Source organism: Propionivibrio sp. (assembly GCF_016790145.1).
In the GTDB taxonomy this organism is placed as follows: Bacteria; Pseudomonadota; Gammaproteobacteria; order Burkholderiales; family Rhodocyclaceae; genus Propionivibrio.
The window spans coordinates 1-12,214 of sequence record NZ_JAEUOI010000202.1; the positions used below are offsets into that span (position 1 = coordinate 1).

9 protein-coding genes are annotated in these 12,214 nt (G+C 59.8%); all 9 read left to right on the forward strand.

Translation table 11 applies throughout. The annotated features are described in order from the left end of the window. Positions 1 to 89 precede the first annotated feature (89 nt). Entirely contained in the window at positions 90 to 488 is a 399-nt protein-coding gene (locus JNM42_RS16445; protein WP_294272665.1) for a type II toxin-antitoxin system VapC family toxin, read from the forward strand. A gap of 132 nt (positions 489 to 620) precedes the next feature. After that, entirely contained in the window at positions 621 to 2,231 is a 1,611-nt protein-coding gene (locus tag JNM42_RS16450; protein WP_294272668.1) for a peptide chain release factor 3, read from the forward strand. 26 nt (positions 2,232 to 2,257) lie between these two features. Beyond that, entirely contained in the window at positions 2,258 to 2,464 is a 207-nt protein-coding gene (locus tag JNM42_RS16455) for a hypothetical protein (protein ID WP_294272671.1), read from the forward strand. A 554-nt stretch (positions 2,465 to 3,018) separates the two neighbouring features. Then, positions 3,019 to 3,921 carry a sulfide/dihydroorotate dehydrogenase-like FAD/NAD-binding protein gene (locus JNM42_RS16460; protein ID WP_294272674.1) on the forward strand — a complete coding sequence of 301 codons (903 nt, stop codon included), beginning with the start codon at positions 3,019 to 3,021 and terminating at the stop codon, positions 3,919 to 3,921. A gap of 151 nt (positions 3,922 to 4,072) precedes the next feature. Next, on the forward strand, positions 4,073 to 5,518 hold the full coding sequence (gene gltA, locus JNM42_RS16465) for an NADPH-dependent glutamate synthase (RefSeq protein ID WP_294272677.1): 1,446 nt from the start codon (positions 4,073 to 4,075) through the stop codon (positions 5,516 to 5,518). A 143-nt stretch (positions 5,519 to 5,661) separates the two neighbouring features. Then, positions 5,662 to 7,539, forward strand: a complete 1,878-nt coding sequence (locus JNM42_RS16470) for a 2-oxoacid:acceptor oxidoreductase subunit alpha (protein WP_294272680.1) — start codon at positions 5,662 to 5,664, stop codon at positions 7,537 to 7,539. Positions 7,540 to 7,547: 8 nt separating this feature from the next. Next, complete coding sequence (locus JNM42_RS16475) at positions 7,548 to 8,501, forward strand: thiamine pyrophosphate-dependent enzyme (RefSeq protein WP_294272683.1); 954 nt, start codon at positions 7,548 to 7,550, stop codon at positions 8,499 to 8,501. Between the two features lie 256 nt (positions 8,502 to 8,757). After that, complete coding sequence (locus JNM42_RS16480; RefSeq protein WP_294272686.1) at positions 8,758 to 10,926, forward strand: ferredoxin; 2,169 nt, start codon at positions 8,758 to 8,760, stop codon at positions 10,924 to 10,926. Positions 10,927 to 11,429: 503 nt separating this feature from the next. After that, entirely contained in the window at positions 11,430 to 12,137 is a 708-nt protein-coding gene (gene creB / locus JNM42_RS16485) for a two-component system response regulator CreB (protein WP_294272689.1), read from the forward strand. Positions 12,138 to 12,214 lie beyond the last annotated feature (77 nt).

The following is a 12,214-nucleotide window of genomic DNA, read 5'->3' on the forward strand; positions in this document are numbered from 1 at the left end:
TTGGGAAGCCTGAAGGGCATGCTGCCCAAGCCAGCCCATCCCGTCTCGCTCGAAGAAACGGATGCGGCCAGTGCCGCATCCGGTCGCCCATGATCGGGCTCGACACCAATGTGCTGGTGCGCTATCTCACGCAGGACGATCTGGTGCAATCGATGCAGGGCAATGCCTTCGTCGAGCGGCAGCTTTCTCATGCCGAGCCAGGCATCTTCGGCCATATTGTCCTGTGCGAAGTGGGCTGGGTGCTGTCACGGGCCTACGACTATACCCGTGAGCAGGTTGCCGATGCCTTGGGCACCCTATTGACCTGCCGTGCGTTCCGGATCGAATCGCCCGATCCTGGCATTCTCGCCTTGCTGAACTATCGGCACGGCACGGCCGACTTCTCCGATTACCTCTTGGGCCGCGCTCATCAGCGCTTGGGCGCCCGGTATACAGCCACGGTGGACCGCAAGGCAGCACAAGCGCCGCAATTCACTCTGTTGGCTTGATCAGTTTCACACCAACCCCTTCGGCAGTTCGCATCAGGGGCGAACAAGTCCGGCAATCCAGAGCGAACGGTAGAACCGGGACTTCTTGGGTATACTTCGCCCCTTGTGTTTTTGCAGCCGGAAGAATCAACGATGAGCAGTAGCCCCTTTCCCCCTGAAATCCTGCGCGATGTGGCCAAACGGCGCACCTTCGCGATCATCTCGCACCCTGACGCGGGCAAGACGACGCTGACCGAAAAGCTGCTGCTGTTCGGCGGCGCCATCCAGCTCGCGGGCACCGTCAAAAGCCGCAAAAGCGCACGCCATGCGACTTCGGACTGGATGGAGGTCGAAAAGCAGCGCGGCATATCGGTTACCAGCTCGGTGATGCAGTTCGAGTATCAGGAGCACACCGTGAATCTGCTCGATACGCCGGGTCACGAGGATTTCTCGGAAGACACCTACCGCGTGCTGACCGCCGTCGATGCGGCGGTGATGGTGATCGATGCGGCGAAAGGGGTGGAGGCGCAGACGATCAAGCTGATCAATGTCTGCCGCATGCGCAACACGCCGATCATCACCTTCGTCAACAAGCTCGACCGCGAAGTTCGCGAACCCTTCGAACTGCTGGAAGAAATCGAGTCGGTGCTGAACATCGAATGCGCGCCGATCACCTGGCCGATCGGCATGGGCAAGACCTTTCGCGGCGTCTATCACCTGCCCGGCGACAGCCTGCTGCGCTTTGCTCCCGGCGAGGAGCGGCGCGTCGAGTCGGAAAAGCTCGACGGCATCGACAACCCGGTGCTCGACGCGCAATACCCGCTTGAAGTGGGCAAGCTGCGCGACGATGTCGATCTGATTCGCAGCGCCAGCAGCCCCTTCGATCTGGTCGACTTTCTCGCCGGCCTGCAATCGCCGGTCTTCTTCGGTTCCGGCATCAACAACTTCGGCGTACAGGAGATCCTGCAGGCGCTGATCGACTGGGCGCCGCCGCCGCAGGAACGCGATGCCGGGATCCGCACCGTGCAGCCGACCGAACCAGCCTTTACCGGCTTCGTGTTCAAGATCCAGGCCAACATGGACCCCAAGCACCGCGACCGGATTGCCTTCTTCCGCGTCTGCTCGGGCCGCTACAGCTCGGGGATGAAGGTCAGGCACGTGCGCATGAACCGCGAAATGAAGCTGGCCAATGCGCTGACTTTCATGGCCAACGAGCGCGTGCTGATGGAAGACGCGGTCGCCGGCGACATCATCGGCATCCACAACCACGGCCAGTTGCACATCGGCGACACGCTGACCGAAGGCGAAACGCTCGCTTTCAAGGGCATTCCCTACTTCTCGCCCGAACTCTTCCGCGTCGCGCGACTGCGCGATCCGCTGAAAAGCAAGCAGTTGCAGAAAGGTTTGCAGGAGCTCGGGGAAGAAGGAGCGATCCAGGTCTTCGAAAACCTCGCTACCGGCGCCATGCTGCTCGGTGCCGTCGGGACGCTGCAGTTCGAGGTCGTCGCCCAGCGCCTGCAAACCGAATACAAGGTCGACGCAATTTTCGAAGCCGCCGACATCAACACTGCGCGCTGGCTGACTTTCCCGGATGAAACGACACGCCGCAACTTCGAGCGCGAACAGCAACACCGCATGGCCAAGGACGTCGACGGCAACCTCGTCTATCTCGCCAGCACGCGCTACAACCTCGATGTGACCAGCGAGAAGTGGAGTAAGGTCGGCTTCCATGCCTCTCGCGAGCATGGGCAGGTGATGGGCTGAATGTCTACAGCCAAGCGCTTATTCCCATGATCAAGCCGGAAGCCGATGCCGCCTACCTGATTGAACTGTGCAGCGGTGAACGGCGCCGCTGGCGATTCCTCGGCCAGGACAGGCAGGGGGCGGCCTGGTGGCGCGATCTCGAAACCAGTCTGGAATTCAACGAGGGTTGCCTGATGTATGCCTGGTCCATCGTCGAGCGTCTGGATGCGAACGTGATCCAGCCGGGCCACTGAAATCCGATTTGCTGGATTCGGGCCTTCATGGCGAAATGAAACGCGTATAGCCTTGCCACCACGAATACTCCGCAAGGACAGGCAAGGTGCTCTTGTAATTTCGTTTGCCTGCATTCCCCCCTGATTTTCACGCCCGTCACCCCGGCGGAAGCCGGGGTCCAGCTCGTTTATCCGATTGTTTTAATGGATATCGGACGAATGCACTGGATTCCGGCTTTCGCCGGAATGAGCGCGAAGCCTGGCCTCGGGCCACGACCTGGGTGGTGCTCATACAATAATTCACATCCTACGAGCGAACCCGCCACGCCACATGCGCCAAGACCGGCACTATATTGGTGCAATCGTCCGACTTCATGATTCAGCAATGTGCATCATTCTCCACGCCGATTGAATCCGGCCATTCAACACATTGTTTTATATATTTAAATTTTCTGGCACGGCAAATGCTATATGAAATTGCATAACCTTCATCCCCTTGATCATGGTCTGGGGAGAAACAGGCATGAGTTCGTATTATTTCCGAATGACGTATCCGGATATTGAAAGCGAAAAAAATGACCAATTATGAAATCGTCAGTCGCGAGGATTTCTCCGACGTGACCTATCTGCTTGAAATACGCCATCCGATGATGGCCAGGGCGGCGAAACCCGGCCAGTTCGTGATGGTCATGTTGAACGAACAGGGCGAGCGGATTCCGCTGACGATTGCCGATTTCGACGGCGAGAAGGGAACGATCACGCTGGTGATCCAGGCGGTTGGCAAGACTACCCGGCAGATGCAGCAGGAATGCCGGGTTGGCACATCGCTTTACGCCCTGGTCGGCCCCATGGGTGTCCCCAGCCCGATCAGCCACGCCAGAAAAGTGCTTTGTGTCGGAGGCGGGCTGGGCGTCGCGCCAATCTTCCCCCAGGCCCGCGGTTACAAGGAAGCCGGCGCCTACGTCATCGGCGTAGTCGGCTTCCGCAACAAGGATCTGGTCTTCTGGGACGAGAAGTTCAGGGACTGTTGCGATGAACTGATCATCTGTACCGACGACGGTTCGCTCGGCATCAAGGGCCTGGTCACCGCAGGAATCCTGCAGGCCATCGAAAAGCATCCGGACATCGAAGAAGTCGTCGCCATCGGCCCGCCGATCATGATGAAGGGCTGTGCCGATTCGACGCGTCCCTTCAAGATCAAGACCATGGTCAGCCTCAACCCGGTGATGGTCGATGGAACCGGAATGTGTGGCGGTTGCCGGGTCAGGATCGGCGATCAGGTGAAATTTGCCTGCGTCGACGGACCGGATTTTGACGGTCATCAGGTTGATTTCGACGACCTGATGATGCGTCTCCGGCGGTACACCAAGACCGAACGCAAGGCGCTCGATCACTGGGAAAAGGGCTGCAATCTGGACAAGACCATCGCCAGCAGCGTTGAAGCGCTCATTCCTGGGCAAGCATTGACCACAGTGTAGCTGACGGGCATTCCCGTTTCCCTCACCCTCAACCCCTCTCCTGAATGGAGAAGGGAGTTTTGCGATCCACTCACGCGACTTGCGCATTAAACGGTAGAAATTCATGGCCAGGAAAAAGACGATTCGGACCATTCCACAGGAGCGCACACCGATGCGCGAGCAGGACCCGATTGAGCGCTCGCGGAATTTTGAGGAAGTGGCTTGCGGCTATCACCCTGACGATGCCATGCGCGAATCGGAACGCTGCCTGATGTGTCCCGACCAGCCCTGTGTCTCGGGTTGCCCGGTGGGCATCGACATCCCCGGTTTCATCCGCAAGATCGGCGAGAAGGATTTGCGCGGCGCCTATGACATCATCACCGAAACCAGTTTGTTGCCCGCCGTCTGCGGTCGCGTCTGCCCGCAGGAGAACCAGTGCGAAGGTGTTTGCACCGTCGGCGAGTCGCTTGAGCCGGTGGCCATCGGCCGACTCGAACGCTTCGTCGGCGATGCCGCGATCCGCGAAGGCTGGGTCAATATTCCGTATATCGAAGCGAACCGCTTCAAGGTCGGCATCGTCGGCTCCGGACCGGCCGGCATGGCCTGTGCGGCGGACATGGCCAAAGCCGGTTGCGAGGTCACCGTATTCGAAGCTTTCCATCAGCCGGGCGGCGTGTTGAGATACGGCATTCCCGATTTCCGTTTGCCCAATGCGGTGATCGACGCCGAAATCGGCAACCTCAGAAAGCTCGGTGTCAAGTTCGAATGCAACACCCTGGTCGGTCGCCTGTTCACGATCGAGCAGATGATTTCCGGGATGGGCTATGACGCGGTCTTCGTCGGTGTCGGCGCCGGTTACCCGACGATGCTCGGGATTCCCGGCGATTCGCTGAACGGCGTCCTTTCGGCCAACGAGTTATTGACGCGCTGCAATCTGATGCGCGCCAAGGAATTCCCGAACTTTGACACGCCGCAACCGATTGGCCGGCGTGTCGCCGTTGTCGGCGCCGGCAACACGGCGATGGATGCCATGCGCGTCTGCCTCAGACTGGGTGCAGAAAAGGTGTATTGCATCTACCGGCGCTCGCGCAAGGAGGCGCCGGCGCGTGCTGAAGAAGTTCATCATGCCGAACAGGAAGGCGTCGAATACCACTGGCTGACCAATCCGGTGGCTGTCATCGACGATGGCCAGGGCAATGTGCGTGGCATGCGGTGCGTACGCATGGAACTCGGCGAGCCGGACGAATCGGGTCGCCGCCGCCCGGTTCAGGTCGCCGGCAGCGAATTCGATTTCGAAACCGATCTGATCGTCTATGCCATTGGCACCAATGCCAACCCGATCATGGGGCAGACCTCGAAGCTGGAACTCAACAAATGGGGTTACATCCAGACCGACAACAGTCTCGCCACGTCGATGGCCGGCGTCTTCGCCGGCGGCGACATCGTCACCGGCGCGGCGACGGTGATCGAGGCGATGGGCGCCGGACGCAAGGCCGCCGCCAGCATGAAGGCCTACCTTGGCATTCGCGACAGCGCCCTGCCCTATGCCAACGGCGGCGAAAAACTGTTCGGCATCGACCTCAGGGAACGGAATTTCGCGCGTGTGCGAGTGGCTTGAGATCGATAGAAAACATCGTCATTCCGGGCTTGACCCGGAATCCAGCAGTACGCCACTGGATTCCGGTACAGCCCGGAATGACCGGGGTTTTTGTATCAACATGACTGACTAACACGCCTTACAGCGACTATGGAAAACCCGATATGAACGCGCCTGAAAACGCCAGCAAGGCTGGCAACAAGACGATCACAACGCTGAAGGAACACATCGTCGAGATCATCAGCGATTCCGGTGAGGGAGCTCAACGCTGTGGGCAGTCGCTCGGTTCGATCGCCGCCAGAATGGGTAACGGCATCTGGACCACCGAGATCATCCCGGCAGAAATTCGCCCACCGGCACGCAGTGTGGCCGGTGCCAGCGGCAATCGCATCCGTATCGGCTCCGGCTACATCACCAACGGCGGTGACCAGACCGATCTGGTGGTGGCTTTCAACGAGCAGGTATTGCTCGGTCGCGTGCGTGCTCGCGAACTGAAGCCGGGCTGCATCATTTTTCTCGAAAGTATGTGGCGCAAACATACGGATCTGAACGTCTCGATGGCCTATATCGAGGCGCATGACCGGCTGCTTGCCGCCGGTCATCGAGTCATCGAGTTCCCGATGGAGCAGGAGTGCCAGTTGCTCAACGCCGACCCGAAACGCGGCAAGAACATGTTCGCCCTCGGCATGCTCTGTTACCTCTACAGTTTCGAATTGCAGATGGCACGCGATCAGATTGCGCTGACCTTCGGCAAGAAGGCGCAGAGCACCATCGATGCCAATGTCAAGCTGCTCGAAGCCGGCCACCACTGGGGTGAAACCCATCTCGACTTCAGCTTCTGCATTCCGGCCACTCCGGCCGCCCGGCCGCAGATCGTCACCAACGGCAACACGGCGCTGGCGCTCGGCGTCATGGCCTCGGGAATGGAACTGTGCTCGATGTATCCGATAACCCCGGCCACCTCGGCATCGCACTATCTTTCCGAGGTTTTCGAGCAAGTCGGCGGCATCGTGCACCAGGCCGAGGATGAAATCGCCGCCTGCGCCTTCGCCATCGGTGCGTCGTATGCCAGCAAATGCACCGTCACCATCACCTCCGGACCGGGCTATTCGCTGAAGCAGGAAGCTATCGGCCTGGCCGTCATGGCGGAAATCCCGCTGGTCGTGGTTAACGTCCAGCGCGGCGGCCCGAGCACCGGCCAACCGACCAAAGTCGAACAGGGCGACCTGATGTGCGCCATTTTCGGCAGCCACGGCGACGCGCCCAAAGTGGTCATGGCGGCGGCCACCATCGAGGACTGCTTTTACTCGATCATCACCGCACGCAAGATCGCCGAAGCCTTCAACATGGTAGTCGTCGTTCTGACCGACGCCAGCCTGTCTTCGTCACAACAGCCCTTCAACCGGCCGCAGTTCAACGAATCTTGGCTGGCGCCTCCCTTTGACCAGAGCCCGGTACCCGAAGGCGCCCGGGCCTACGACTGGGATGCCACCACCGGCCTCGCCCGCCGCTTCGTTCCCGGCCAGCCGGGCGGCATGCACACCGTCACCGGACTGGCGCACGATCGCGACAGCCATGTCGCCTACGATCCGGACATCAACCAGGAGAGTCTGCGCGCACGCAGCCTGAAACTGGCGGCGCTGCAAAAGACCCTGACCGTACCCGAGGTGTTTGGCGAAGCCAGTGGCGATCTGCTGGTCGTCGGCTGGGGCAGCACCAAGGGAGGCATCGAGGAAGCCGTCGAATCGCTGCGTGCAGAGGGGAAGAAAGTCTCCTCCATACACTTGCGCTTCCTCCAGCCGATGCAGCCGGGAATCAAGGAGATCATGCAGCGCTTCAAAACGGTCATGACCATCGAAACCAACTGGAGCGACAGCCCCGAAGAGGAAATCATCGACGAATCCAATCGTCGCTATTCGTCTCTGGCGACTCTGCTCCGCTCGCGTTGCCTGATCGATGTCGACTGCTGGAGCGAGGTGCGCGGACAGCCGATCAAGCCGAGCACCATCCGCCGCATTGTCCTGGCCAAGCTCAATACGTAAGGAAAAACATGAACTGTTCTGCCACCGACTGCCAGCTTGAACTTTATGACGAGCAACACGAACTGGAAGATTACCAGAGCGGCGTTCCGCGCTGGTGCACCGGTTGCGGCGACAACGCCATTCTCGCTGCCGTCCAGCGGCTGTGTCGCGACGAGGGCTTGCGTCCCGAGAAGACGGTATTCGTATCGGGAATCGGCTGCTCCAGCCGATTCCCGCATTACATGAAGACCTACGGCTTCCACGGCATCCACGGACGGGCGCTGCCGATCGCCGAAGGCGTCAAGATGGTCCGGCCGGACCTGACGGTATTCGTCAATACCGGTGACGGTGACTGTTGCAGCATCGGTGCCGCCCACTGGATCCACGCCATCCGCTACAACATGAACCTGACGGTTTTTTTGCATGACAACCAGATCTACGGCCTGACCAAGAAACAGGCCTCGCCCACGTCGCCGATCGGCACCAAGAGCAACACCACGCCGCGCGGGAGTTATCTCGATGCCCTGAACCCGCTGAGCGTGACGCTCGGTGTGGCCAATGCCTCCTTCGTCGCGCAGGCGGTCGACTGGATCCCTGAAAGTCTTTTCGAGATCGTCAAGGCGGCGTATCACCACAAGGGACTCTCGTTCGTGCGCATCCTGCAACGCTGCCCGGAATGGTTGCCGAAGTCGCTTGACCACTGGATGCAGGACCCGGGCAGGATTCAGTTGCTGCACCACGAGAACGCAGTGCACTTGAGCGCCGGACTCGCCAAAACATACAGGAACCAGCTCCTGCATGACCCGCTGGACATGAACCGGGCGCGCGAAATTGCGTCCAGCGAAGACGTCATTCCGGTGGGCATCCTGTACCAGAACCGCGACATTCCCCGTTACGAGGAAACACGGCAAACCGGCGTCTTGCGTACCACCGAGACAGTGCGCAAAGGCTTTGAAGCCGAGCTCGACAAATATACGGTCTGAGAGTCTGTGAAAAAATCATTGCTGACTGATTTCCACGCTCGTCACCCCGGCGCACCCCAGGAGTGTTTCCTTCGGGGCACAAGCCGGGGACCAGCCCGTTTATCCGATTGCAATAATAGCTATCGGAGGAAGGTACTGGATTCCGGCTTGCGCCGGAATGAACGCAAGAAGGTGAGCACAAGCGCGGTCTCGACCATCGACAAGGTGCGTTACGAGGCAGTTGATCAAACGATTTAAACGGGATGGCACCACTTTTATGGAAGCTGATCTGCAAACGCATGTTGCTTTTTACCTGACCGGAAAAAAGCTGAGCACCCACCTCGATGCGCTCGACGGACTCAATCTGCGACCCGCCCTGTTCGCCGGCTACCGCGACCTCACCCATTTGCGTTATGACTTTCCGCTGGTACTCGTTGCAGAGCGGCTGGATGGCGCCTTTGTCGAACCGCTGTCCGGCCTGATTGACGGCATCCTCGACAAAGTTGCCGCGGGCACCGATGGCGAGCGAATCAGGAAGCATGTCCTGCGCCTTGAACAGGAAATTCGCGTGCGGGTGGCCACTGGTTCCAGCGGCTTGTTCTCGGCCCTTTGGGATCAGGCGGCAGCGCCGCTGGGCAAGGCTGACAGGACGATTGCGGAGAGCCTGTCGCTGGCCCGCGCCAATCTGAAAATCGATGGTGAAGTAATCGATTGCACTGCCGCCCTGCCCTTCCACCTGTTCGGCCACGCCTGGTCAATCAAGCAGGCGCAGCGCGCACGGCAATTCAGCCAGGACATCGAACGGCTGGTACTCAAGCTTTCCGACATCATCAAAGCCGACTTCGTCAATTCGGACGCGGGCAAAAGCGCTGAAAACCTCAGAGCCTCGTTCGGCACCGGCCCCATGGATAACTTCGATTTCGAGGCCATGTCGCGCATTCTCACAAGGTCTTCACCCAGGCAAAATCTGTCTGCGAGTCGTCGGCATCGAGTCACGAATCTCCTGGAAACGCTTCACGCGCAGAAATTTTTCCGCATGGCGGAAACCGACACTGGCGAGACCTACTCCTTCGCCTTCGATAGCTGCATCGCTGCCCTTGCCGCCTATCGCGAGCGCTTGCCCAGGCTCATTGAACTGGCCAGAGCCATGGCCATCGCCGAACTGGAGATCAAGGGCGAATACAATGAATCAAAGCACGATCTGCTGTTCGATTCGTTCGGTGAAAATGGCCTGGAAGCCAGGGATCTGGCGCTCTTCCCGGATTATCTGGTACGCCTCGACGCCGCCGGCATGACGGGACCGGAGCAGAGCACACTGACCGAGATTCTTTCCGTCGATTTGCCGATCAAAATCCTGGTTCAGACCGATGACGTCATCGAGGAATCGCCGCTCGGCAATGGGCACCTGGCCTTTGCCCTGCGCAGCAGGCAACTGGCCAGCATGGCCATGGGCATGAACGGTGTGTTCGTACTCCAATCGCCGGCGTCCAACCTCTATCAGGTCCGCCGGCAGATTCAGCACGGGCTCGACTATTCCGGCCCGGCCCTATTCAGCGTCTTTTCGGGTGCGGCCACGGGCAGCGGCGAACTACCGCCCTACCTGATCGGTGCCGCGGCACTCGAGTCACGCGTTTTTCCGAGCTTCACCTTTGACCCGGCGGCGGGTCGTGACTGGGCTTCGCGTTTCTCGCTGGACACCAATCCGCAGGTGGCACTGGACTGGCCGCTGCGCGAATTTGCTTATGAAGACGAGAAGCACCAGTCGGTAGCGCAGCAAACGCCGTTCACGCTGATTGACTTTGTCGCCTGCGACGCGCGCTACAGCAAACACTTTGCGCGGGTCCCGAGAGCGCGCTGGAACGGCACCCTGACGCCGGTCGGGGAGACTGTGGCGCGCGACGAGCGGGGGCCGCTTGACAGCGTTCCCTGCCTGCTGATGGTCGATCCCGAAAACAGGCTGCAGAAGGTCATCGTCGATGAAAAACTGATCCGCGAAGCACGCCGTTGCCGTGACATGTGGAACAGCCTGCAGGAACTCGGTGGAATCAATAACTCGCATGCCGACAGGCTGCTGGCGCGCGCGAATGAAATCCGGGGGGCAAATGTCGAGCCGCCAGCGAGCGCCAGCGCTGTCCCTTCATCCCCTCTTGCCGCAGCCCCCGTTGCGCAGCCAGCCGAACAAGAAGCGGAAAGATCGCCGGACGAGGCGTACATCGAAACGGCACGCTGTTCAACCTGCAATGAATGCACGCAGATCAACAACAAGATGTTCGCCTACGATGGTAACAAGCAGGCTTACATCGCCGACCTCAACGCGGGCACCTATGCGCAGCTGGTCGAAGCCGCCGAGAGCTGCCAGGTCTCGATCATCCATCCGGGCAAGCCGCGCAATCCGAACGAAGCGGGGCTGGAAGAACTGCTCAAGCGCGCCGAGTTATTCATCTGATTGAGATAAGGAACGACTACGAAGTAACTTCCCGATTTTGTAAGGGTAAAGTATCTAAATCTCGCAATCCAGTAGGTCGGGTTAGCGCAGCGTAACCCGACAATCGTCCGATGCGGCATACACTGGCGTCGGGTTATGCCCCGTAGGAAATCCCCCTGGGGGACGCTGCGCTAACCCGACCTACTACGATGTGTCACTATTTCTGATTGAAACCTCGGGCCACAATAGGTGGCCGGGAGGGGTTTACTCAAGGGTGAAATTCATCAGCCCCATATGTCGGGTTAGCGACAGCGGCTTTGATCTTTCATCGGGCGTAAGCTGTCACTGCCCAAGATTCGGGTACACCCCGCAGGAACCACTCTTGTGATGCGTCCTGCCAGCCTGAGTCCACTCAAGCGATGCTCCTGTAATAATCGCTACGACGCTTGAGAACCTGTGGTCTTTCCTGTACTTTGGCCGTTTTTGCGACGGCGATTCTGCCAACGGCACTCCAGGCAACTTCAATGCATGCCCCCAAAATACTTCTCGTCGAAGATGAACAGGCCATCGCCGACACACTGATCTACGCGCTGGGTAGCGAAGGCTTCAGCGTCCGCCACCTTCTGCTTGGGCGCGAGGCATGTCCTGCGCATCGGGATTCGCCCTTCGACCTGATCATTCTCGATGTCGGCCTGCCGGACACCACCGGCTTCGAAGTCCTCAAGGCGTTGCGCGCTCTTACCGGCGAAAGCGCCGAGGTGTCCGATGTCCCGGTCATTTTCCTCACCGCCCGCAGCGAAGAAATCGACCGCATCCTCGGTCTCGAGCTGGGCGCCGACGACTATGTCGTCAAGCCCTTTTCGCCTCGCGAAGTCGCCGCCCGTGCGCGCGCCATCCTGCGCCGCGACGCGCGCTTCCGCAACAGCAGCAACAGTGCGGCTTCGAATGCCGTCTGGCGACACGATCCGGAGTCGCTGCGCATCGCCTTCCACGGGCAGGCCGTCGAGCTGACGCGCTACGAATACCTGCTGCTCGCTCTGTTGCTCTCGGCGCCAGGCCGCGTGTTCACACGCGAGCAGATCATGAACCGCGTCTGGGCCAACGCGCCCGAAACGGCCGACCGCAGCATCGACACGCACATCAAGACGCTGCGCGCCAAATTGCGCGCCATCGATGCGCTCAGCGAGCCGATCCTCACCCACCGCGGGACCGGCTATTCGATCGCCGCATGAAGCTCTGGGCGCGCGTCTTCATTGGCTACTTTCTTATTGTCGGGCTATCGGGCTGGTTCCTGCTGCGCGTATTCATC

Excerpts from the sequence above, each read along its gene's own strand:
- JNM42_RS16455 (WP_294272671.1), top strand. The coding sequence starts at position 2,258 with ATGATCAAGCCGGAAGCCGATGCCGCCTACCTGATTGAACTGTGCAGC.
- creB (WP_294272689.1), top strand. The coding sequence starts at position 11,430 with ATGCATGCCCCCAAAATACTTCTCGTCGAAGATGAACAGGCCATCGCC.
- JNM42_RS16445 (WP_294272665.1), top strand. The coding sequence starts at position 90 with ATGATCGGGCTCGACACCAATGTGCTGGTGCGCTATCTCACGCAGGAC.
- JNM42_RS16480 (WP_294272686.1), top strand. The coding sequence starts at position 8,758 with ATGGAAGCTGATCTGCAAACGCATGTTGCTTTTTACCTGACCGGAAAA.
- gltA (WP_294272677.1), top strand. The coding sequence starts at position 4,073 with ATGCGCGAGCAGGACCCGATTGAGCGCTCGCGGAATTTTGAGGAAGTG.
- JNM42_RS16450 (WP_294272668.1), top strand. The coding sequence starts at position 621 with ATGAGCAGTAGCCCCTTTCCCCCTGAAATCCTGCGCGATGTGGCCAAA.
- JNM42_RS16460 (WP_294272674.1), top strand. The coding sequence starts at position 3,019 with ATGACCAATTATGAAATCGTCAGTCGCGAGGATTTCTCCGACGTGACC.
- JNM42_RS16470 (WP_294272680.1), top strand. The coding sequence starts at position 5,662 with ATGAACGCGCCTGAAAACGCCAGCAAGGCTGGCAACAAGACGATCACA.
- JNM42_RS16475 (WP_294272683.1), top strand. The coding sequence starts at position 7,548 with ATGAACTGTTCTGCCACCGACTGCCAGCTTGAACTTTATGACGAGCAA.